Source organism: Deltaproteobacteria bacterium (genome assembly GCA_029210625.1).
GTDB lineage: Bacteria > Myxococcota > Myxococcia > SLRQ01 > SLRQ01 > JARGFU01.
In genome coordinates this window covers 14,940-35,126 of the sequence record JARGFU010000015.1, presented here as the reverse complement: position 1 = coordinate 35,126, position 20,187 = coordinate 14,940, and the positions used below count along the sequence as shown (strand labels likewise).

The 20,187-nt window shown below is 72.9% G+C and carries 15 protein-coding genes; 5 read left to right on the top strand and 10 right to left on the bottom strand.

The genetic code is table 11. The annotated features are described in order from the left end of the window. The first annotated feature begins 20 nt into the window (after positions 1-20). The gene (locus tag P1V51_15130) at positions 21-2,252 is read left to right on the top strand and encodes a DUF3160 domain-containing protein (protein ID MDF1564375.1); all 2,232 of its coding nucleotides are present in this window, start codon (positions 21-23) and stop codon (positions 2,250-2,252) included. Here P1V51_15130 and P1V51_15125 read toward each other — a convergent pair. Genes P1V51_15125 through selB form a run of 4 tightly spaced genes read right to left on the bottom strand, consistent with a single transcriptional unit; the run spans position 2,249 to position 9,441 of the window. Then, a complete protein-coding gene (locus tag P1V51_15125; GenBank protein ID MDF1564374.1) occupies positions 2,249-4,507 on the bottom strand; it encodes a CocE/NonD family hydrolase in 2,259 nt (752 codons plus the stop codon). The genes P1V51_15130 and P1V51_15125 overlap by 4 nt on opposite strands. Positions 4,508-4,524: 17 nt before the next feature. Further along, positions 4,525-5,904 carry a sigma-54 dependent transcriptional regulator gene (locus P1V51_15120; GenBank protein MDF1564373.1) on the bottom strand — a complete coding sequence of 460 codons (1,380 nt, stop codon included), beginning with the start codon at positions 5,902-5,904 and terminating at the stop codon, positions 4,525-4,527. Positions 5,905-5,911: 7 nt separating this feature from the next. Beyond that, positions 5,912-7,471 (bottom strand): ATP-binding protein, encoded by a 1,560-nt coding sequence (locus P1V51_15115; GenBank protein ID MDF1564372.1) that lies wholly within the window; start codon positions 7,469-7,471, stop codon positions 5,912-5,914. Next, entirely contained in the window at positions 7,468-9,441 is a 1,974-nt protein-coding gene (gene selB, locus P1V51_15110; GenBank protein MDF1564371.1) for a selenocysteine-specific translation elongation factor, read from the bottom strand. Before selB ends, P1V51_15115 begins: the two co-directional genes overlap by 4 nt. 120 nt (positions 9,442-9,561) lie before the next feature. Between selB and P1V51_15105 the strand changes: the two genes are divergently transcribed. Further along, positions 9,562-11,415, top strand: coding sequence for a tetratricopeptide repeat protein (locus P1V51_15105; GenBank protein ID MDF1564370.1), 1,854 nt, complete (start codon positions 9,562-9,564; stop codon positions 11,413-11,415). Positions 11,416-11,454: 39 nt separating this feature from the next. On the opposite strand, the gene P1V51_15100 is transcribed toward P1V51_15105, so the two are convergent. Then, positions 11,455-12,861 (bottom strand): hypothetical protein, encoded by a 1,407-nt coding sequence (locus P1V51_15100; GenBank protein MDF1564369.1) that lies wholly within the window; start codon positions 12,859-12,861, stop codon positions 11,455-11,457. A 65-nt stretch (positions 12,862-12,926) separates the two neighbouring features. On the opposite strand from P1V51_15100, the gene P1V51_15095 reads away from it, so the two are divergent. Continuing rightward, on the top strand, positions 12,927-14,069 hold the full coding sequence (locus P1V51_15095; protein ID MDF1564368.1) for a hypothetical protein: 1,143 nt from the start codon (positions 12,927-12,929) through the stop codon (positions 14,067-14,069). Beyond that, the gene (locus P1V51_15090) at positions 14,059-14,802 is read left to right on the top strand and encodes a hypothetical protein (GenBank protein MDF1564367.1); all 744 of its coding nucleotides are present in this window, start codon (positions 14,059-14,061) and stop codon (positions 14,800-14,802) included. Before P1V51_15095 ends, P1V51_15090 begins: the two co-directional genes overlap by 11 nt. A gap of 15 nt (positions 14,803-14,817) precedes the next feature. Here P1V51_15090 and P1V51_15085 read toward each other — a convergent pair whose 3' ends face one another. From P1V51_15085 to P1V51_15065, 5 genes are all read right to left on the bottom strand, one after another. Then, the gene (locus tag P1V51_15085; GenBank protein ID MDF1564366.1) at positions 14,818-15,768 is read right to left on the bottom strand and encodes an SDR family oxidoreductase; all 951 of its coding nucleotides are present in this window, start codon (positions 15,766-15,768) and stop codon (positions 14,818-14,820) included. Between the two features lie 2 nt (positions 15,769-15,770). Next, on the bottom strand, positions 15,771-16,607 hold the full coding sequence (locus P1V51_15080) for a lysophospholipid acyltransferase family protein (GenBank protein MDF1564365.1): 837 nt from the start codon (positions 16,605-16,607) through the stop codon (positions 15,771-15,773). A gap of 133 nt (positions 16,608-16,740) precedes the next feature. Then, on the bottom strand, positions 16,741-17,685 hold the full coding sequence (locus P1V51_15075) for a polysaccharide deacetylase family protein (protein MDF1564364.1): 945 nt from the start codon (positions 17,683-17,685) through the stop codon (positions 16,741-16,743). Then, entirely contained in the window at positions 17,682-18,410 is a 729-nt protein-coding gene (locus tag P1V51_15070) for a glycosyltransferase (protein ID MDF1564363.1), read from the bottom strand. Before P1V51_15070 ends, P1V51_15075 begins: the two co-directional genes overlap by 4 nt. After that, positions 18,407-19,750: an FAD-dependent oxidoreductase gene (locus P1V51_15065; GenBank protein ID MDF1564362.1), complete on the bottom strand. Its 1,344-nt coding sequence runs from the start codon at positions 19,748-19,750 to the stop codon at positions 18,407-18,409. Before P1V51_15065 ends, P1V51_15070 begins: the two co-directional genes overlap by 4 nt. A 165-nt stretch (positions 19,751-19,915) precedes the next feature. Between P1V51_15065 and P1V51_15060 the strand changes: the two genes are divergently transcribed. Continuing rightward, positions 19,916-20,187: zinc-ribbon domain-containing protein (locus P1V51_15060; GenBank protein ID MDF1564361.1), on the top strand; the 272-nt coding region annotated here is incomplete at its 3' end.

Sequence of the window (20,187 nt, the reverse complement as noted above, 5' to 3'; positions counted from 1 at the left end):
CCGAAGAAAAGTGAAACGAGATGAAGCACCAGAGCCTGTCCCCGATGATGGCTGCCTTCCTGCTCCTCCTGGCCCCCGGCTGCCCCGGCGCCGAGGAGGGCCCGAGCGATCCGGGGCAGGGGGTCGACCTGGCCCCCTCCGCCGGACAGGCCGCCGAGGCCGCGGCCCTCGAGCAGGCCCTCGCCGAGGTGAGGGGCCTCGACGCCGACGCCTTCCTCGCCCGCTACGCCCTCGAGCGCCCCGGGCCGCTGGCCTACGAGCCCCTGGACGCCCAGAACCTGGGGATCGTCCAGGCCTCGGCCCTCGAGCTGGACGCCGACGAGCTCGCCGTCCTCTCCCGGGAGGGGCTGGTGATCTCCGAGCGCAAGCACTTCCCCAGCTTCGTCTACGGCTACGAGACCCTCTACGCCGAGGATCTCCCCCTCTTCATCTCGGCCGACTCGATCCTCCACGCGGTCCACCGCTCCTACGACGCGATCCTCGCGGCCGTCGAGCAGGCCTCCCTGATCCCCGAGCTGCGCGCGCTCCTCGAGGGCATGCGCGCGGGGCTGGCCGGGGGCGCGCCGGCGGGCCTGCCGGCCGAGGCCCGGGAGGACGTCGACCTCTACCTGGCCGTCGCCGCCAGCCTCCTGGAGGGCGACCTGAAGGCGCCGGTGGCCGGGGCGAGGGAGTCGGAGGTGAAGGCGCTCTTCGAGGCCGCGACGGCGGCCTCCGGCTGGGAGCGCAAGCGCCTCTTCGGCCTCGACCGCGACCTGGACTTCTCGCAGTTCACCCCGCGGGGTCACTACACCGACAGCGTGGAGCTCTCCCGCTACTTCCGGGCGATGATGTGGCTCGGGCGGATCGACTTCCGGATCATCGAGACCCAGCCGGACCACAGCCAGCTCTTCCGGCGCCGGCAGCTCGAGGCCGCCCTCGGCCTGAACCTCCTGATGGAGAGCACGGGGCTCTCGCGGTGGCGACGCATCGACGCCGCGATCCGGGCCTTCGTCGGCGAGTCGGACAACATGACCCCGCCCCAGGCCGAGGCGCTGATGGCCGACCTGGGGGTCTCGGCCCTGGGCGAGCTCGCCACCCTCGACGACGGCGCCATCGCCCAGGCCATCGTCGACGGGGGCTACGGCACCCAGCGGATCTCCAGTCACATCATGATCAACGGGCTGGGAGAGGGGACGATGCCCCTCTCCTCGACCTACCTCCTCTTCGGGCAGCGCTACGTGGTCGACTCCCACGTCTTCTCCAACGTCGTCTACGACCGGGTGAAGCAGGGCACGGTGAGGCGGATGATGCCGGACCCCCTCGACGCCGCCTTCGCGGCGCTGAAGAACGACCAGGCCGGCGCGCTCCTGGCGGACGAGCTGCGGACCTTCGACTACGCCGAGGATCTCGCGTCCATGCGAGTGCTGGTCGAGGCTCACGGTACCTCGTTCTGGGAGGCCAACCTCTACAACCGCTGGCTCGGCGCCCTGCGCGCGCTCTCTCCCGGCGCCGAGGTGAAGGATCCCGCGGCGGTGGGCCTCCCGGCGGTGGCCGCCAGCGAGGCCTGGGGGCGTCGCCTGCTGAACACCCAGCTCGCCTCCTGGGCCGAGCTGCGCCACGACACCATCCTCTACGCCAAGCAGTCCTACACCGGGGGCACCAGCTGTGAGTTCCCGGACGCCTACGTCGATCCCTACCCGGCCTTCTACGGGGCCCTCGTCGGCCTCGCGAACCACGGCGCGGCGATGGCCGAGTCCCTCGACCTCTCGGCCGCGCCCTGGCTGCAGGAGCGGATCGTGGGCTACTTCGTCGACCTGGAGGTCGTGGCCCGGACCCTCCGGTCCATGGCCGAGCACCAGCGGACGGGCCAGCCCTTCACCGCCGAGCAGCTGGCCTTCGTGAACCAGGCCGTGGCCATCCAGTGGGGCTGCGGAGATCCCGCCGGCCTCGAGGGCTGGTACGCCGGCCTCTACTTCGATCTGGCCGGGGCGGTGAAGCTCGACCCGACCATCGCCGACGTGCACACCCAGCCGACCGACGAGGCGGGCAACCCGGTGGGCCACGTCCTCCACGTCGCCACCGGCCAGCCCCGGCTGATGGTGGTCGCGGTCGAGAACTGCTCCGGTCCCCGGGCCTACGCCGGCCTGGCCTCGTCCTACTTCGAGGTGATCACCCGGGACTTCGAGCGGATGGACGACCTGGGCTGGAAGGACGAGATCAACGCCGGGACACCGGCGGACGTCCCGTGGATCCAGGACCTCGTGGTCCGCTAGGGCGCGGCCGTGTTGGTGTAGGGCGCGTAGGTCCGGCAGGGCTGACCGCGCAGGCTCGGGCAGGCCGGCAGCGCGGTCGGCACCGCGATCCCCGGCACCACCGGCAGGAGCACGCTCGAGGCCTCGCCGGCCTGGTGGGCGATCTGCACCTCGGGCGGGGTCGTCCACTCGAGGAGGTTGAAGCGCCAGTCGGCCCGGCTGCCGCCGGGGGTGTCCACGCTGATGCGGATCCGGGAGCCGGCCCGGAAGACGTGGGCGAAGGCCTCGAGAGGGATCCGGGCCTCGTTCCACTGCCCGGCCGCCAGGGGCTCCACGTCCTCCAGCTTGTGGGACTGCACGGGGACCAGCTCGGTGGACTCGGGCTGGAGCTTGCGGTGGGAGAGGCGCAGCCAGCCGTTCTGCACGTACATCTCCTCGCCGTCGGGGCGGACCTCGGAGAGGGTCACCTCGAGGTCCGCGTCCTCGCCGCTGGCCTTCACGAAGAGGTCGATGCTGGCGTGGCCGATCATCACCGTGTCCTCGGTGAGCGCCTCGCTCACCCAGGCCACCGCGTTCGCCGGGCCCCGCTCCTTCCAGTCCCAGACGGGCAGCTGATCCCAGATGCCCGAGCCCGCCGCGAGGATCCCCTCCTGCCCCTCGGCCGGGTCGAGGGTGAAGGTGGAGGCCGCCGCCGCCTCGGCCGGCGCGGTCGAGGCGAGGCTGCCGTCGGCCTGGAAGTAGTAGCGGGCCGGCGCGATGCCCGGCACCGGCCACTCGGGGAAGGAGACCTCGAAGCCGCCGGCGGGGAGCCCGACGGCGGCCTGCTCGCCGGAGCCCGACTCGAAGATCACCCGCACCGGATCGGTCGCCTCGAACTCCGCCCGGGCATCGGCCAGGGAGGTGCCCGCGGGGAAGCGATCCGGCGGCATCGGCACCGGACCGCCGAAGATCTCGGCCACCAGGGTGGGGCCGAAGTTGCGCAGGAAGGGATCGATCTGGGTGATCTCCTCGGCGACGTAGATGTCGAAGAAGGCCTTCCACTCCATCAGGATCTGGGGGGCGTAGCCGTCCGGGTGGACGCCGTTGTAGACGGTGCGCCGCACGTAGGGAGAGCTGGTGAAGCGGTCGAGGAGGACCGCGAAGCCCGGCCCGGTCTGCTCGTCCTGCCAGGCGTTGGCGGTGAAGACCGGCACGTCGATCATGTCCACGAAGAGGGAGGGGTTCACCGGGCCGCCCACCTCGTCGGTGTAGTAGGGGTTCTCGTAGGCCTTCTCCACCGCGTCGATCATCTGATCGTGGAGGAGCTGGTTCTCCTCGCACTGGGTGTCGCCGGCGTCGACCATGCCCTGCTCCCAGCCCTGGGCGTAGGGGCGGGCGCGATCGCTGACCCGGTCGGCCCACATGATGGCGAAGCCGTCGTTGAGGATCCCTCCGGCGGCGAGGGTGGTCATGGTGTTGCCGATCACCGAGAGGGGCGCGATCGCCGCCAGGGAGGGCGGCCGCTCGCGGGCGGTGAAGAGCTGGGAGATGCCCGGGTAGGAGAGGCCGACCATGCCGACCTTGTTGCCCTTGACCCAGCTCTGCGCGGCCACCGTCTCGATCACGTCGTAGCCGTCGAGGCGCTGGAGGGTCTCGAAGAAGTCGTAGGCGCCGCCGCTGCAGCCGGTGCCGCGGATGTTCACGCCCACGGTGGCGTAGCCCATCATCCCGCCGATGATCCCGGACGGATAGGTGGGGGAGTCACAGAGGACGGGGTAGTCGTCGCAGAGGGCCTCGAGGGCCGGGTCGATGGGCTCGCCGGGCTTCGAGGGGCTGTAGCCCGAGTAGTTCACCAGAGTGGGGTAGGGGCCGTCCTCGACGGGGCCGGGGAGGTTCACGTAGGCCGAGAGGAGAGTGCCGTCCCGGGTCTCGAGGTAGTTGAAGCCGGGCTGGAGCACCTGCCCGGCATAGAAGGCCGGCTCGGGGAGGCTCTCCGCCTCGCTCATCACGGTGAGCTTGTCGCTGCGCTCCTCGGGCTCCACCCCCTCGGTGCGGATCCGGTACTTCTCGCCCGGCGGGACCTCCCGGAAGACCAGGCTGCCGAGGCCATCGACGGTGCCCCGGGCGATCTCCTCGCCGCGCTGCTCGAGCACCAGGGTGGTGCCGGGTTGCGCGTGGGTGACGTGGAGCTGCTCGACGCTCTCGCGCACGGAGAAGGTGGCGTTTCCCCCACCGCAGGCCGCGGAGAGGAGGAAGAAGAGCCCGGTCAGGACGAGGACGGAGATGTGGCGGTGCATGTGAGTTTCCTCCTGGCCTAGCTGCGCTCGATGCCCAGCTTCCTCATCTTACGCCAAAGCGTCGTGTGCGAGACGCCGAGGGTCGTCGCGGCCTTCTCCAGGTTGCCGCGGTGCACCGCGAGCGCCGCCTGGATGGCCTCCGCCTCGGCGGTCGCCACGACGTCGGCGAGCGAGCGCAGGCGCCCGCCCTCGTCCCGGATCGCCAGGGTGGGGCTGACCGGGCGCTCCCGGGTGCTCGAGGCCAGATCGTCCGCGTTGATCACCTCGGAGGTCGAGAGCGCGGCGGCCTGCTCGACCAGGTTCTCGAGCTGGCGGACGTTGCCCGGTAAGTCCTGCTCCATCAGGCGCTCGAGGGCGCTGCGGTGCCACTTCAGCGCCGTGCGGTTGATCTTGTTGTAGCGGGCGAGGAAGTGCTCGGCGAGCAGGGGGATGTCCTCGCTGCGCTCTCGCAGGGGAGGGACCCGGATCGGGACCACGGCCAGGCGGTAGTAGAGGTCCTCGCGGAACTCCTTGGCCTCGATCGCCTTGGGGAGATCGACGTTGGTGGCGGCGATGATCCGGGCGTCGACCTGGATGGCGGCGTTCTCACCGACCCGCCGGATCTCCCCCTCCTGGATGGTCCGCAGGAGCTTGGCCTGGAAGTTCATCGAGGTCTCGGCGATCTCGTCGAAGAAGAAGGTGCCGCCCTCGGCCTCCTCGAAGAGCCCCCGCCGGGTCGCGTTCGCGCCGGTGAAGGAGCCGCGCACGTGACCGAAGAGCTCGCTCTCCAGGAGCTGCTCGTTGATGGCCGCGCAGTTCACCGGGACGAAGGGGCGGTCCGAGCGCCGGGAGTTGGCGTGGATGGCCCGGGCGATGAGCTCCTTGCCGGTGCCCGACTCGCCGGTGATCAGCACCGTCGCCTGGCTGGGGGCGACCCGCACCACCCGCGCCAGGAGCTCCCGCAGGGCCGGGCTGCGGCCGATGATGTTCTCGACCTTGTAGCGGGCCCGGAACTCGTCGGCGAGGACCCCGACCTCGGCGATCAGGCGCCGCTGCTCCACGGCGCGCTGCACCCGCAGCAGGAGCTCCTCCTCCGAGAAGGGCTTCTGGAGGTAGTCGGTGGCGCCGCGCCGCATGGCGTCCACCGCGCTGTCCACCGAGCCGTAGGCCGTCATCACGATGACCTGGATGGTGGAGGAGACCTCCTTGACCTTCTCCACCAGCTCGATGCCGGTCATCGGCGCCATCCGCAGGTCGGTGATCACCACGTCCACCGTCTTCTCCTGCAGGACCTCGAGGGCGGCCGCGCCGCTCTCGGCCTCGATCACGGCGTAGCCGGCCGACTCGAGCATGAGCGCCGTGGTGGCGCGCATGTTGACCTGGTCATCGACCACCAGGATGTTCGAGCGGTTCGCCATCGAGCGATCACCTCTGCTTCAGCGGGAGAGAGAGCCGGAAGCACACCGGGTCGTTCGACTCCAGCACCAGCTCCCCGCGCAGATCCTCGGCGATCCGGCGGGCCACGGCCAGACCCAGGCCGGTCCCCCGGGGCCGGGTGGTGAAGAAGGGCCGGAAGATCTTGGGGGCGTGCTCCTCCTCGATGGCCGGTCCGTCGTTGCGCACCCGCAGGTGGAGGTCGCCGCCGCGGACGGTGAGGGAGAGCTCGATGCGCCCCCCCGCCGCGGTGTGCTGGAAGGCGTTGAGGAAGAGGTTGCCCAGCGCCCGGCGCAGCAGCTCGGGATCCAGCTCGGCCTCGACCCGGTGCTCGGGGAAGTCGCGGACGAGCTCGCGCTCCCCGAGGCCCTCCTCGTCGACGGCGTCGAGGCCGGCCAGGGTGGCGTCGATCAGCGCGGGCAGGTCCACGGGCTGCAGCTCGGGGGTGTAGGGGCGGGAGTAGTCGAGCAGGTCTCCCACCAGGATCTTCAGGCGCTCGCTCTCCTCGGCGAGGATCTCCACCAGGCGCAGGAGGGTGGGCTCGTCGCTGAGCCTCCGCCGCAGACCGCCGACGACGTTGAAGATCACCCCGAGGGGGTTGCGGACCTCGTGGGCGAGCACCGCCGACATCTCGCCCACCGCGGCGAGGCGCTCCCGGTGGACCAGCTCCCGCTGGAGGCGGCCGATGCGCAGGGAGTTGGCGACCTGCGCCGCGAAGAGCCGGACGACCAGGAAGTCGTACTCGGTCAGGTCGCGGGCGACCACCACGACCAGGCGGTGCGGCTCGCCCTCGGCGCGCAGGGGGACCCAGGCCGCGTAGGCCATCCCCGCCTCCTCGGCGGCCTTCTCGAGGGGCACGCCGATGCCCCCGAGGCGGGTCAGCCGGTGGGGGAAGTCGTCGAGGAAGCAGGCCTCGCCGGACTCGAGCAGCTCGGCCACCAGGGGCACCTGCTCGGCCGTGAAGGGCCCGCCCTTTTGCAGGCCGTCCAGCAGGTTCCAGATCGGCAGCTCCCGGGGCAGGTCGCTCATGATCCGGAGGGTCCGGGCGCCCTCGGGGGAGCCCTCGAAGAAGAGCACCGTCCAGCCCAGGGTGCGGAAGATCGGCTCGGAGAGATCGATCAGCCGATCGAAGTCGAGGCGGGCGTCCCAGCTGCCGGCGGTGGAGGCCAGCTCACCGAGGATGCCCTCGACCCGGGCGGGGTGGCGGGCGTCCCGGACCGAGAGGATGTAGGTGCCGCCGGGCGCGCTGGGGGCCGAGGCCAGGCGCACCTCGGCGGGGAGCGGCTCGCCCGGCGCCCCGTCCACGAAGAGGATCCGGTGGGTGCCCTCCAGCCCCAGCCCCTGCTCCCAGAAGCGGGTCAGGCGCCCGAGGTGCTCGTCCTCTCCCTCGGCCAGCACCTCCCGCAAGGGGAGGCCGGCCAGCGCGTCACGGCGAAGGAGCGAGCGCGACGCCGCGTTGCCCCAGGTGATGCACCCCTCGGTGATCACCAGCACCGCGTCGGGGAGGCTCTCGAGGATCTCCTCGAAGGAGGGGCGGGAGAAGGGGCTCAAGGGTCTCCTCCCGGCCTCCGACCCCGGCGCACGCGGACCTCGCCCTTGCGGAGGGTGACCTTCGCGTTGTCGAAGTGCTCGGCCAGGGGGATGGCGTGCTTGCGGGTGGTGCCGGTCATGGCCTTGAACTCGGCGGTCGTGATCTCCCCGTGCTCGTCGAGGTGGGCGACGAGCTCCTCCTCGAGGGCCTCGATGGCTCGCGTCGCGAAGTGGAGGTCTCGCCGCACGCGCACCAGCTTTCCCTCGGCGGTCAGCCGCGAGAGTACCGCCGCCAGCTGGTCCTCGGGAAGGTCCAGCCGGGCGGCGAGCTCGCCGAGGCGGGGCGGCGCCAGGCCGGCCTCCTCCAGGGACGCGAGGATCGCCGCCTGCCGGGCCTCGAGGTCCTCCTGCCGGGCGCCTCCGCCGGCCAGCGCGATCCGATCGCCTCCCTCGACCCGGTAGGCCTCGTCCTCGCGCAGGAGATCGATGAGCCGGCGAAAGAGGCGCGGCGGAGGCGGGCCGGGCAGGGAGCTCTGCAGCTCGGCCAGGGGCAGGCCGAGGCCGGTCTGGTCCTGCTGCTGGTGGGCCTCGAGGCGCTCGTGCACCCGCGCGGCGAGCTCCTCGAGGGCCTCCCGGTGGGCGAGCTTGCGGGGGTCGGGCTCGGCGACGATCACCGCGCCGGTGGAGAGCAGGCGCTCGACCACCTTGGTGATCTCGCGGCGCCCCTCACCGGCCTGGTAGGGCAGGAGCGCCTCGGCGATGCCCGCCGGGCCCGCGGCGTGGATGAGGGCCTCGGTGCGCTGCTCCAGGCGGGGATCCGCGAGGCGAGCCAGCCAGCGCGCGTGCTCGGGGCGGGAGGGCCGGCGGCGGAAGCCCGCCACGGCGAGCACCTGGCCGCCGCCGACGGTGCGGCCGCGGCCCTCGAGGATGCGGCTGCCCCGGAGGATGAAGGGTTGCCCCGGCAGGACCGCCACCGGGCGATCGAGCTGCACCTGGGCCAGCTGGCTGGTGCCCGGCTCGAGGCCTGGGCGCTCGAGGAGGACGACCTCGGCGCTCGCCTGCGCCGTGCCGATGTGGAAGTGGAGGCGGGCTCGCTGCTTCAGGGGCCCCCCGGCGGTGGCGAGGAGCCGCACCCGGGCGTCCAGGAGGTGCCCGGTCGCCGGTGCGTCCGGCTCGGCGACCACCTCGCCGCGCGAGAGGGCGGCGGTCTCGATGCCGGCCAGGTTCAGGGCGGTGCGCTGCCCCGCCCGGGCCTCCTCGGCGGCCGCGCCGTGGACCTGGATGCCCCGCACCCGCACCTGCCGGGGCTGCTTCTGGCGGGGGAGGACCTCCACGGTGTCGCCGACCCGCACCCGGCCGGTCCGCAGGGTGCCGGTGATCACCGTGCCGAAGCCCGCGAGGGTGAAGACCCGATCGATGGGCAGGAAGAGGGGGCCGTCGTCCCGCCGGCCGCCGACCTCGCGGGCGAGCGAGCGCAGGGTGTCCACGAGCGCCTCGAGGCCCTCGCCGCTGCGGGCCGAGACCCTCACCACCGGCGCCCCCTCGAGGAAGGTGCCGGCCACGGCCTCCTCGACGTCGGCGCGCACCAGGGCCTCCCAGTCGGGGTCGAGGTTCCCGGCCAGGTCGGCCTTGGTCAGCGCGATCACCCCCCGCTCGATGCCCAGGAGCGAGCAGACGTCGAGGTGCTCCCGGGTCTGGGGCATGACCCCCTCGTCCATCGCCACCACCAGGACCACCAGGTCGATGCCGCCGGCCCCCGCCACCATCGTCCGGACGAAGCGCTCGTGCCCCGGCACGTCGACGACGCCGGCCTCGAGGCCCTCCCCCAGGTCGAGGTGGGCGAAGCCCAGCTCGAGGGTGATCCCGCGGGCCTTCTCCTGGGCCAGCCGGTCGGGGTCGGTCCCGGTCAGCGCCTCGACCAGCGACGACTTGCCGTGATCGATGTGACCGGCGGTTCCGATGACGATCCGGGCGCCCAAGCGATCCTCCATGAGCTTTAGTTGCTTCGATCCGAGGTCATACCGTATCGTCGATCCGTTGATGAGGCGCAAACGCGTGGCTCCAACCCGGTAACCGATCGGGCTGACCACCTACGCTGGGAGAACCTTGGGATGAACGGCCTGTGCACCACCTGCCAGGTGTACTTCCCGATGCCGCCGGACTTCGCCGAGGGTGTCCCCTACGCCTGTCCGCAGTGCAACGCGCTGCTCGTTCCCATGGAGGAGCCCCCGGCGCCGCCGCCTGCGCCCGAAGCGCCGGCCGCCGAGGCGCCGCCGGCGCCAAGCCCGGACGAGATCTCCACCGAGGAGGTCACCCTCCCGCCGCAGCCTCCGCTCGATCCTCCGCCGGCCCCGGCGCCGCCAGCCGCGCCGGCGGGCGCGCCGGCCACCGCCAGCGAGGCGCCGGTCGCCCTCACCGCCGACGAAGACCAGCCGGAGTCGATCACCCTGGTCACCGCGATCCCCGACGAGGTCAAGGCGATCATGGCCCAGCAGGCCGCCGCCGCGGCCTCCGCCGCCTCCGCGCCGGCCACCGCGCCCGCGGGTAACGGCGTCCCTCCCCCTCCCGCGCCCCCCGCCGCGGCGGCCGCGGCGCCTCCGCGGCCCGGTGAGGTTCGCGGGCCGATGCCCGACACCTCCCTCGCCGGCGTCTCGGTGGTCTGGTTCCATCCCCGGGTCTCCCCCGAGGTGGAGGCGGTCCGGGCCCGCCGGGTGGCGGCCACCGCGCCCCCGCCTCCACCGCCGGCCCCGCCCCCGGTGGAGGAGGCGACCGCCGGCGCGTTCAGCATGAGCGGCGCCGGCGGCGGCGTGGCCGTGGAGGACTTCTCCGGTCTCTCGATCCCGCCCGCCGGCCTCGCGCCCGAGGGCGAGGTCGACCGCACGGCGGTCACCGTCGATACGCCCTCGCCGGCGGCCGAGCTCCCCGAGCTCGCCGACGCCGGAGACTTCGAGCTGGTCTCCGGGAGCACCGGTGACGGGGTCCACGTTCAGGCCGGGGGGACCCGGGACGAGATCGCGGTCGCGAAGCCCAGGCGCTCGCCCCCGAAGGCCCCCGCCGAGCCGAAGCCCAGCGCTCCGGCCGCCGCCGAGGTGCGGTCCTCGGCCAGCGCCACGCGCCCGAAGATCACCACCGCCACCAAGGCCGCCGTGGAGCAGGGCGGCGGGGCCGGCAAGTGGATCGGCCTCGGCGCGGTCGTGATCCTGCTCGGCTGCGTGATCGTGGCCTTCGCCCTCCCCCAGGTGCTCCCCGTCTCCCTGCGCAAGGCGCTCCACGGGGACGAGACGCCCGCCGCCGCCGATCCGGCGCCGGAGGAGGAGCCCGTGGTGGAGCCCGCTCCCGGGGAGGGCAGCACGCCCGCCGGGGCCGAAGGTGAGGCCGCCGAGGGTGGCGACGAGGCCGCCGGGCCCGCGGAGGGCGAGGCGGACGAGGCCGAAGCGGCGCCGGTGGAGGACGAGCGCGCCGCCGCCGAGGAGACGCCCGAGACCGAGGAGCCCGAGCGCCGCGCCCCGCCCCGCCGGACCGAGCGGCGCGAGCGGGTGACCCGGACGGCCGCGGGAGAGCCGGCGCGGGTGACCCGCACCGGGAGCGCGCCGGCCGGCGGGACGAGCCCCCAGGCGACCGCCGAGAAGAAGCCCCCGCCGCCCGCCGAGCCCCCGGCCGAGGAGAAGGCCCCGGAGGCCGCGGAGGACGATCCCGTGGTCAAGGCCAAGGATCACGTCCGGGCCGGGAACAGCTTCCTCAAGCAGGGCAAGGTGGATCAGGCCATCCGGCAGTACGAGAAGGCCATCCTCCTCGATGGACGCAGCGCCGCGGCCCACCGGGGCCTCGGGGTGGCCTACGCCAGCCTCGGCCGGGCCCGGGAGGCCGTCCGGGAGTACGAGCTCTACCTGAAGCTCGCGCCCAAGGCCCGGGACGCCGCCCAGGTCCGGCAGATCATCGACAACTACTACCAGTCCCAGAAGTAGACCGCCCTCGGGTGGGGACCCCGGCGGTAGCCGTCCGGATCAGAGCTCGAGGGCGTAGCCCAGGGTGAGCCCCGCGCCGGCAAGCGTGCCCGCGCTCATGATGTCGGTGCCGCCCGCCGGATCCTTCACCCCGCCGTGGCTGGCCGTCAGCCGCAGCGCCGCGGTGAGGTGGCCGGGACCCAGGCGGAGCGCGGGACCGAAGGCCAGCGCACCCGCCGGGTGGATCGCGCTGGCGGTGTCACTCTCCCGGCCCACCCGCACCCAGGCCACGCCGGCGCTGCCAGCCAGCCAGAAGCGCAAGGAGCCCTTGCCGAGCTGGTAGACGAAGCCCGCCAGGATGGGGAGGGCGTCGAGCGAGACGTCGAAGCGCTGGCTCGCTCCCCCGGTGAGGAGCTGCTGCTGGTAGAGCCGCTGCGGGAGGAAGTCGACCGAGACGCCCAGCAGCAGCTTGCCCGAGAGCAGGCCCAGCCGCAGGAGGAGGTCGAGGCCGCCGCCCATCGCGCCCGATCCGAGCCCGACCCGGGCCGCCACCCCGCGCAGGCCCAGGACCAGCGTCCCCGGCTTCCTGGGGGTGGGGGCCGGCGTGTCGGGGTTGAGGGGGGCGCCGATGAGCGCGCCGCTGCCGCGGTTGGCGCTGAAGGTGTCCACGCTGACCTCGGTGCCCGAGGTGGCCGTGTTCACCGCCACGGCGGTCTCGCCGCCGCTCACCGTGGTCTCGCCCGGACCTGCGTCGTCCACGAGTCCGACGAGCTCGATGTCCGAGTTCGCGGGATCCGGGGCGTCGTCGTCTCCTCGATCCGGGGTCAGGCCGACCAGGGGGATCGCGTCGAGGTCGTCGCTCGGGCCCGCCTCCGCCACGGTCGAGCCGACCGGCGTTCCGTCGAGGCCGACCAGGGCGATGTCGCCGAGGTCGTCGTCGCCGGCGGGCGGCGCCGGCGGGGTCGGGCCGGAGAGCCCGACGAGGTCGGGCAGCTCGTCGATGTCGAGGACGAAGTCGTAGGAGACCAGGGCGTAGTGGCCCCGCACCAGGGTCTTCACCAGGATCTTGTGGCTGCCCCCGGGGATCTCGATCTTGCGGTTCTGCGGCGCGCCCGCCTGGCCCGCGTCGCCGGCCAGGGAGACGGCCCCCGTGGCCGCGAGGCGGAGCTTGGCGAGCTGCCGCCCGTTGCGCATCAGCTGGATCAGGGTGGGCCCCCGCGGGCCGTCCAGCTCCTTGCGGAAGTTCAGGGTGAGCGTGCCGGGCCCGATAACCTGCAGCGCCAGAGGCCGGGCCGCGCCGACCCGGATGTAGGGGAGGGCCTCGCCGGGGATCGAGAGCTTTGCCGCGTGCTTGCTGGTGATGCGTGCCTGCGCCGAGGCGGACGAGGGCGCCAGCACCGAGGGTGCGAGGAGCGCGCAGAGGCAGAGGGCGAGAGGACTCCAGCGGACGAGGACCCGGCTTCCCATCCCTCGATCGTAGAGAGGGGTTCCATCGAGTGTCAAACGCCCCGGGACGCGATATCCTTTTTCTCGTGCTCTCACCCTCCCGCACGTGCCTCGCGCTGTCGCTGCTCCTGGCGCTGGCCGGCGCGCCCGCCGCCGCCTCCGGTGCACAGGAGGGCAAGGGAGAGGAGCTCCCCCGCCTGCTGGTGATGGACCTGCTCTCGCGGGGGACGCCGCCCAAGCTCTCGGCCTTGATCGCGGAGGAGGTCGCCGGCGCCCTGCGGGACACCGGGCGCTTCCACGTCGTCTCCCAGGACGACGTGCGCTCCCTCCTCGGCCTCGAGGCCCAGCGCCAGCTGCTCGGCTGCGAGGACGAGGGCTGCCTCACCCAGATCGCCGGCGCCCTCGGCGCCGAGCAGATCGTCACCGGCTCCTCGATCCACGTCGATCGGGTCACCCAGGTGCGCCTCAAGCGCATCGACGCCACCACGGCCCAGGTGCTCCGCGACGTGGCGGTGGGCTCGGCCTCGGCCGACGAGGTGCTCGAGCTGACGCGGCGGGCCGCCTTCGATCTGGTGGACGCGACCTGGAAGCCCCGCTCCAAGCGCCAGGTGGCCTGGGCCGAGGAGACCCTGGAGATCGGCGCGGCCCTGCGCCTGGTGAGCTATCCGGAGCAGAACCCCGCGGTGGGCGAGCCCACCCCCGGGAGCACGCAGGCCGGCCCGGTGCTCCAGCTCGGCTACGCCTTCCGCTCCGGCACCTTCGGCTTCGGTCTGCGCCTGGCCACCGGGGTGAGCCCCTCCCAGGTGACCTGGAAGGATCTCTTCGGGGACTACACCGAGCGCATCGAGCTCTCCACCGTCCGGGGCGGCCTGCTCCTGCGCTGGCCGGAGGCCGGGGGCGTCTGGGCCCGGCCCTACGTCACCGCCGAGCTGGGCGTGATGCGGGTGAGGGCCCGCTCCCGCGCGGTGGCGCCGCCGGAGTGGCTGGTGGCGACCGGCGGGCAGCGCTATGGCGCCTACGCGACCCTGGGCGCGGGGCTGCGCTTCTTCCCGCGCTCCCGCATCGGCTTCGCGATCGAGGCCGGCGGGCTCGTCGGGCCGAAGATCGACGACATCGTCGACCGGGACATCCCGGTGGCCGACGAGCCACCCCCCGCGGTGGTGGGAGCGGTGGAGCGAGGAGGTATCGATGGCTTCTTCATCATGGGGGTGCTGCGCCGTGCGATCTGAGCGCCGCTGCGTGAACTTGCTGGTGATCTGCGCGCTGGTCTTCGCCGGCTGCGCCATCAGCGCGCCGGGGGATTTCGACGGCTCGGGAGGCGATCGCGACCTCGGCGCCTTCTTCGACGACGCCTGGTGGCCCGCGACCCCCTTCGTCGCCGGCACCTCGCTCATCCCCTTGCAGCAGCCCCTGCGCTGCCATCGCTTCCCGAACGACGCGACCCGGGTGGCCTTCACCTGGACCCCCTCCGGCCAGCGCCGGGTCTACGCGGCCATCTTCGCCGACGAGCCCACGCGGGAGGGGAGCGTGGTCAGCCCCTCACCGATCTGGACCTGGATGACGGGGGGCACCCGCTCCGACGTCGGGCGCCTGCACTGGGACGACGGGGTCGAGCCCGGCGATCGGGACCTCCCCGACTGGAACACCACCGCGCCGCCGCTCGCGCCGGGCGACTACTGGTTCGTGATCTGGGCCTGGGACGAGAGCCGGAACCTGGTGGCCTCCTCCGAGGCCCGCTACTTCCTGGTCGAGGACCTGGGGGGTCGAAGCGAGCTGGGCGCCTGCTGTGATCACCTCACCGCCGAGATGTCGGACGGCGGCTGGACCTCGAACGCTCTGCCCGTGGCCTGCGCCCCGGAGCTGCCCCCCGAGGGCGGCGGCGTCTGCCCGACGGCGGACGGCGGCGGGAGCGAGTGGCCCTGCTACTGCGACTACCTGGCCGCCGGGGCGGTCTGCGAGTAGCGCCGGCCGCGCTCGTCAGAGGCGCGGGCCGTCGACCGAGAGGACGGTGTCGAGGAAGGTCTTGGAGGGCGTGAAGCCCGTCGCGGCCTGGAAGGCGCTGCCGTCGACCACGCAGAGGTAGCGGATGTGGTCGAGCTCGGGGGGCGGGAAGCTGGTCAGGCGCAGCTTCCAGAGCCGCTCGAGCATCGGCCCTGCGGCGAAGTGGGGCACCGGGATGGAGCGCCGCCCCAGCATCTTCAGGATGCGGGAGAGGGGCGCGACGCCGGGGCCCACCACGTTGAAGACGCCGCGCACCCCGGGCTCGAGGGCCGCGCAGATCGCCCGGGCGACGTCCTCCTGGTGGATGAGCTGCACGTTGGGGTCGAAGCCGGCCATCAGCCAGGGGCGCTTGAGGCGCAGGTAGTTCGAGGGCGCGTTCTTCACGCTCGGGCCGACGATGTGCACCGGCCGCAGGACGACGGTCTCGACCTCGGGGTGCCGCCAGAAGAAGCTCTGGGCGTACATGTCGACCTCGACCAGGTCGCGCACGTCGCCGTGGCGCACGGCGGCGCGCAGGGGCGACTCCTCGGTGAGGAAGTTCGAGTTGTCCGGATCCGGCCCGTAGACGTTGGCCGAGGAGAGCACGATGACCTTCTTGACCCCGTGCTTCACGCAGTACTCCAGGATCCGCTGGGTACCCACCACGTTGAAGCTGTGGTGCTCCTCGGGGGAGAGGCGCGGGTCGTGGATGATGCCCATGTGGACCAGGGCCTTGATCGGTTCGCGCCGGAAGATGTCGCCGGTCTTCTTTCGCCGGATGTCGAGGCGGTGGAGGGCGATGTCCTTGGGCTTGCCCCGGAAGGGGCGGCGGTCGATGCCGACCACCCGCTCGTCCCGGTGGAGGATCCGGGCGATCGTCCGGCCGAGGTTGCCCGAGATGCCGGTGATCACCACCGCGGGCTGCTTGTCCTTGGTTGCCGCGCTCATGGCTAGAAGAAGATCGACTCCCGCTTGCGCAGGCCGTCCCGCAGCATCGTCTGGATCGTGTTCTTCACCACCCGGACCTTCTCCTCGATCACCGCGTCCTCGTCGTCGGGGTTGCCGCGGAACTCGAGGGGCTCACCGAAGTAGATCCGGTACTTGGTGGGCAGGGGAAGCCAGCCGAGGAAGGGCACCATCAGCTGGGGGATCACGGGCAGGGCGGGCATGCCGATGAGCTTGCCCAGGCTCTTCACGTTGCCCACCGAGATGATCTGCTCCTCGGCGCCGACCACGGCGATGGGGACGATCGGCGTCTTCGTCTCGAGGGCCAGGCGCATGAAGCCCAGGCCGAACTCGGCGAGCTGGTAGCGCTGCTGGATGGGCTTGGAGATGCCGCGCACGCCCTCGGGGAAGGCGAGGATGGCCTCGCCCTGCTCCAGCAGGCGGCGGGCGTTCTCCGGGGTGCCCACGACCTGGCCGAGGCGGGCGAAGGCGATGGAGATGTAGGGGAGAGTGGGGACCCACTTCTCGAACATCGCCCGGATGATCCGCGGGGGATCGGCCTCCAGGAAGGAGGCGATGCCGACCATCGCCGCGTCGATCGGGATCTGCCCGGAGTGGTTGCCGATCAGGAAGACCCGGCCGTCGGGGATGTTCTCGGCGCCGACGGCCTCGACCCGGAAGTAGTTGCGGTAGAGCCAGACGATCGGCGCGATGGCCGCGATCACGAACTCGGGATCGAGGCCGTAGGGATCGAGCCCGAACTCGTTGAGCTGGTGCCAGGGGAGCTTCTTGACCCGCTCCTCCAGGTCGTCGCCGCCCTGGGAGAGGGTCCAGTCGATCATCTTCCGCTTGAGACGATCCTGAAGGCCGCGGCGCACTCCGCGCGGAGAGGGGCGGGTGGGCACGAGCGCCCGGGTGAGGTCCCTTCCGGCCATGGCTTCGAGGACCAAGAGTGCCCGAAAAGTCGACTCGCGCTCAAGCCATCCTTTGGGCGGCCTCATCCAGCCGGACGATCTCGTGATCGCGCTTCATCCACGCGAGCACCTCGCGCAGGCGGCGCGCCTTCTCCCGGGCGGGGACCATCAGATCGCGCTGCCGCCGGGCCAGCTCGGGCGGCAGGCCGTCGCTGCGGTCCAGCAGGTCGAGGGCGTGCAGCTCGAGGTTGAGGAAGGGGCGCCGGCGCAGGGCCCGCAGGCCCTCCCGCACCAGCCGCCAGGGCAGGGTGGTGAGGGTGCCCCCGATGAAGGGGAGGCCCAGCAGGGGCCAGACCGTGATCGGCAGCTCGAGCAGCTGCGCCTCGGGGCCTCCCCCGCCGAAGCGCGGCTGCCAGAAGCGGCGGGGGTGGGGTCGGTAGGGCCCCCGCGGGGCCAGGAGGGCGGCCGGCGGCCCCGCGTGGCTGGCCGAGGGGCGGCCACCGAGGGCCATCGCGCCGAGGACCAGCCCCCGCGCGGCGAGGTAGGGCGCCGAGGGGAAGAGGGAGGTGTCGTAGGTGGCGCCGCTCTCGCGCACCGCCTGCAGCAGCCCGGCGGAGAGGTTGTAGCCGGGGGCGCGGAAGCCCACCGGCCGCTCGCCGGTGAGCCCGGCGATCGCCTCGGCGCCGGCCTCGACCTCCTGACGCATCTCGGCGAGCGAGCGGAGCGAGAGCCGGTAGTCGTGCTCGAAGCTGTGGTTGCCCAGCTCGTGGCCGGCCCGGTGCAGCTCGGCGATCGCCTTGCGGGCGAGGGAGTCGGTGAGGCTCGAGCCGATCACGAAGGCCGTGCCCGGCAGGTCGGCCTCGGCCAGGAGCTCCCCGAAGCGGTGGACCGCCACGGTGTGGAGGGGATCGGGGCCCGCGCGGGGCGGCAGGTGCAGGGCGAAGATCCGCGCGTAGCAGTCGAGCCCGTCGAGATCGATGGAGACGCAGGCGAGGCGCTCGCTCATTCGCCCTTCACCCGGATCACCCAGATCAGCTCTCCGAGGTTGCGGAACACGCCGGGGACCCGGCGGATCAGCTGCACCGAGGGCGGGCGCTTCTCCTGGATGTCCACCGGGATCTCCTGCACCCGCAGGCCCATGCGCTGGGCGCGGATCACCAGCTCGCTGGCGAAGAGGTCCCGGGTCACCACGCAGCGCTCGACCACCGGCCTCACGCGCAGGCGGTGGAAGGCCTTCAGGCCGTGGGTGTCGGTGCCACGGAAGCCGAGGCCGGCCCGGAGCAGCCCGCTCATCACGCGGGTGGCGGCCCGCCGGTAGATCGGGCGGTGATCGCCCGAGCCCCGCGCGGCCTTGGAGCCCACGATGAAGTCGGCGTCGTCGTCGCGCAGCAGGGAGAGGGCCCGGCGGTGGAAGTCGACGTCGCAGATGTCGATCTCCTCGCAGACCACGTACTTGCCCCGGGCCTCCAGGATGCCCATCCGCAGGGCGGCGCCGTAGTCGGGCCGGTCGAGGTGGAGCGCGCGCACCGGCGCGAGGCGCGCCTCGAGGTCGGCCAGCAGCGCGGCGGTGCCGTCGGTGGAGCCGTTCTCCGCCAGGATCAGCTCGAAGGAGACGCCGTCGGCCTGCAGCCGCTCGACCAGCTCCTCGGCGGCGGGGACGACCAGCCCGGCCTCGTTGTAGACGGGGATCACGATCGTGATCTCCGGGGTTTCGTTCTTCGGCTTCGTCATCGGCTCGAGGTCTCGTCGAGGATCACGCGGGCCGCGTGGCGGCCGGCGAGGAGGGCGTCTTCCATGGAGGCGTACTCCCACCTTCCATAGCGCCCGACGGAGTGGATGGACAGCGGCGAGAGCCAGTCGAGGACGGCCGCCCGGGCCCGGGCGTGGTCCTCGTCGTGGATCACGTAGGCGTTCTCCAGGGTGCGCACCGAGGCGACCTCCACCGGATCGTCGGGGTGGACCAGGCCGACCTCGCGCAGGCCCGCCTCGGCGATCGCCGCGGCGTCGGCGGGCGGGGTGTCGGCGTGGTGGGAGAACTCGATGTAAAAGGAGGCGCACTGCTCGGGCGCGAGGCTCGGCACGGCCGCCGAGGCGCAGCCGGCCCGGTAGAAGGGGAAGCGCTCCTCGGGGAAGTAGACCCAGTGGTGGGGCGGCGTGGGCCGCGGGAGCCGCTGGCGGACCCCGAGGCTCGCGTAGGTGACGTGCGTGGCCCGCAGGCGCCCGGCGGCCTCCCGGACCGCGTCGGGGACCCCCTCGCAGATCGAGACGAGCCGCGGCAGGGCCATGGTGCTCACCAGCGCCTCGTAGGGCACCTCGCTGCCCTCGGCGAGGTAGAGCTTCTTCTTCGCCGGATCCACCGCCACCACCGCGGTGGAGAGGAGCGGCGAGGCCGGGAGGCGGGCGGCGAGGCCGTCGGGGAGGGCCTGGATGCCCCCCTCCCGGGGGTAGAGGAAGCGGGCGTTGTAGCCGCGATCCTCCTCGGGCGGGCCGAGGCAGCCGAGCATCAGCTCCTCGTCGCTGGGCTGGGGGACGAAGCGGCCGATCCAGTCCAGGGAGAGCTCCTCGAGCTCGACCCCCCAGAGCTTGCGGTTGTAGGGGATCATGAAGCGCTCGGCGATCCCCTCGCCCAGGCTCTCGTAGACGAAGTCGCGGAAGGTCCGGGGCGGCGCCTCTCCGGCGGCCCGCCGGTCGCGCGCGCGCAGGAGGCCCCGCAGGCAGTCGCGCCGGTCGGCGAGGGGGAGCGCCCAGACGTTGGTCTGGAAGGGGTAGGGGACGAAGCGATCCCCCAGCCAGATCGCCGCCGAGCGCTCGACCCAGGTCTTGTTCTCCCCGAGGACCTCCTCGACCAGGCGGCGGATCTCGGGGTCCCGCAGGTGCATCCAGTGCCCGGTGGCGTCGAAGGTGTAGCCCTCGATCACCTCGGAGCGCGCGAGGCCGCCGACCGTGGCGGAGGCCTCGTAGATGCGATGCTCGCGACCGGCCGCGGCCAGCTCGAGCCCGCAGGCGAGACCGGTGAGGCCGGCGCCGATGATGGCGACGGGGGCCGGGGCCCCGGGGGAAGAAGGAGTCACGGCCGGGTTTCTCCCACAGGGCCGCTCTCCTTGGAACGGCCCGCGAGGCGTCCGGGCCGCGCTGGGCGCCCCGGGGGCAAGGGTTTGTTGCTCCCGCCTCGACGCCGGTGGTAGCGTCCCGATCTGGCGGAAGAGCGCGATAACTGCGTCCGCCGCACCTTTGCCATGCATGTATCCTGCCCGTCCTGCCCGGCGACGTACGAGATCGACGAGGCGAAGATCCCCCCCGGGGGACTGACCCTCAAGTGCCCCCAGTGCACCACGACCTTCCCGGTGAACCCCACCGCGGCCGTGCCACTGCCCGGGGGAGGACCGGCGCCCGACGCCGGCGCGGTGCCCCTGCCGGGAGGTCCGCCGCCAGCGGGAGCCCCGGGCGCGGTGCCCCTGCCGGGAGGTCCGCCGCCAGCGGGAGCCCCGGGCGCGGTGCCCCTGCCGGG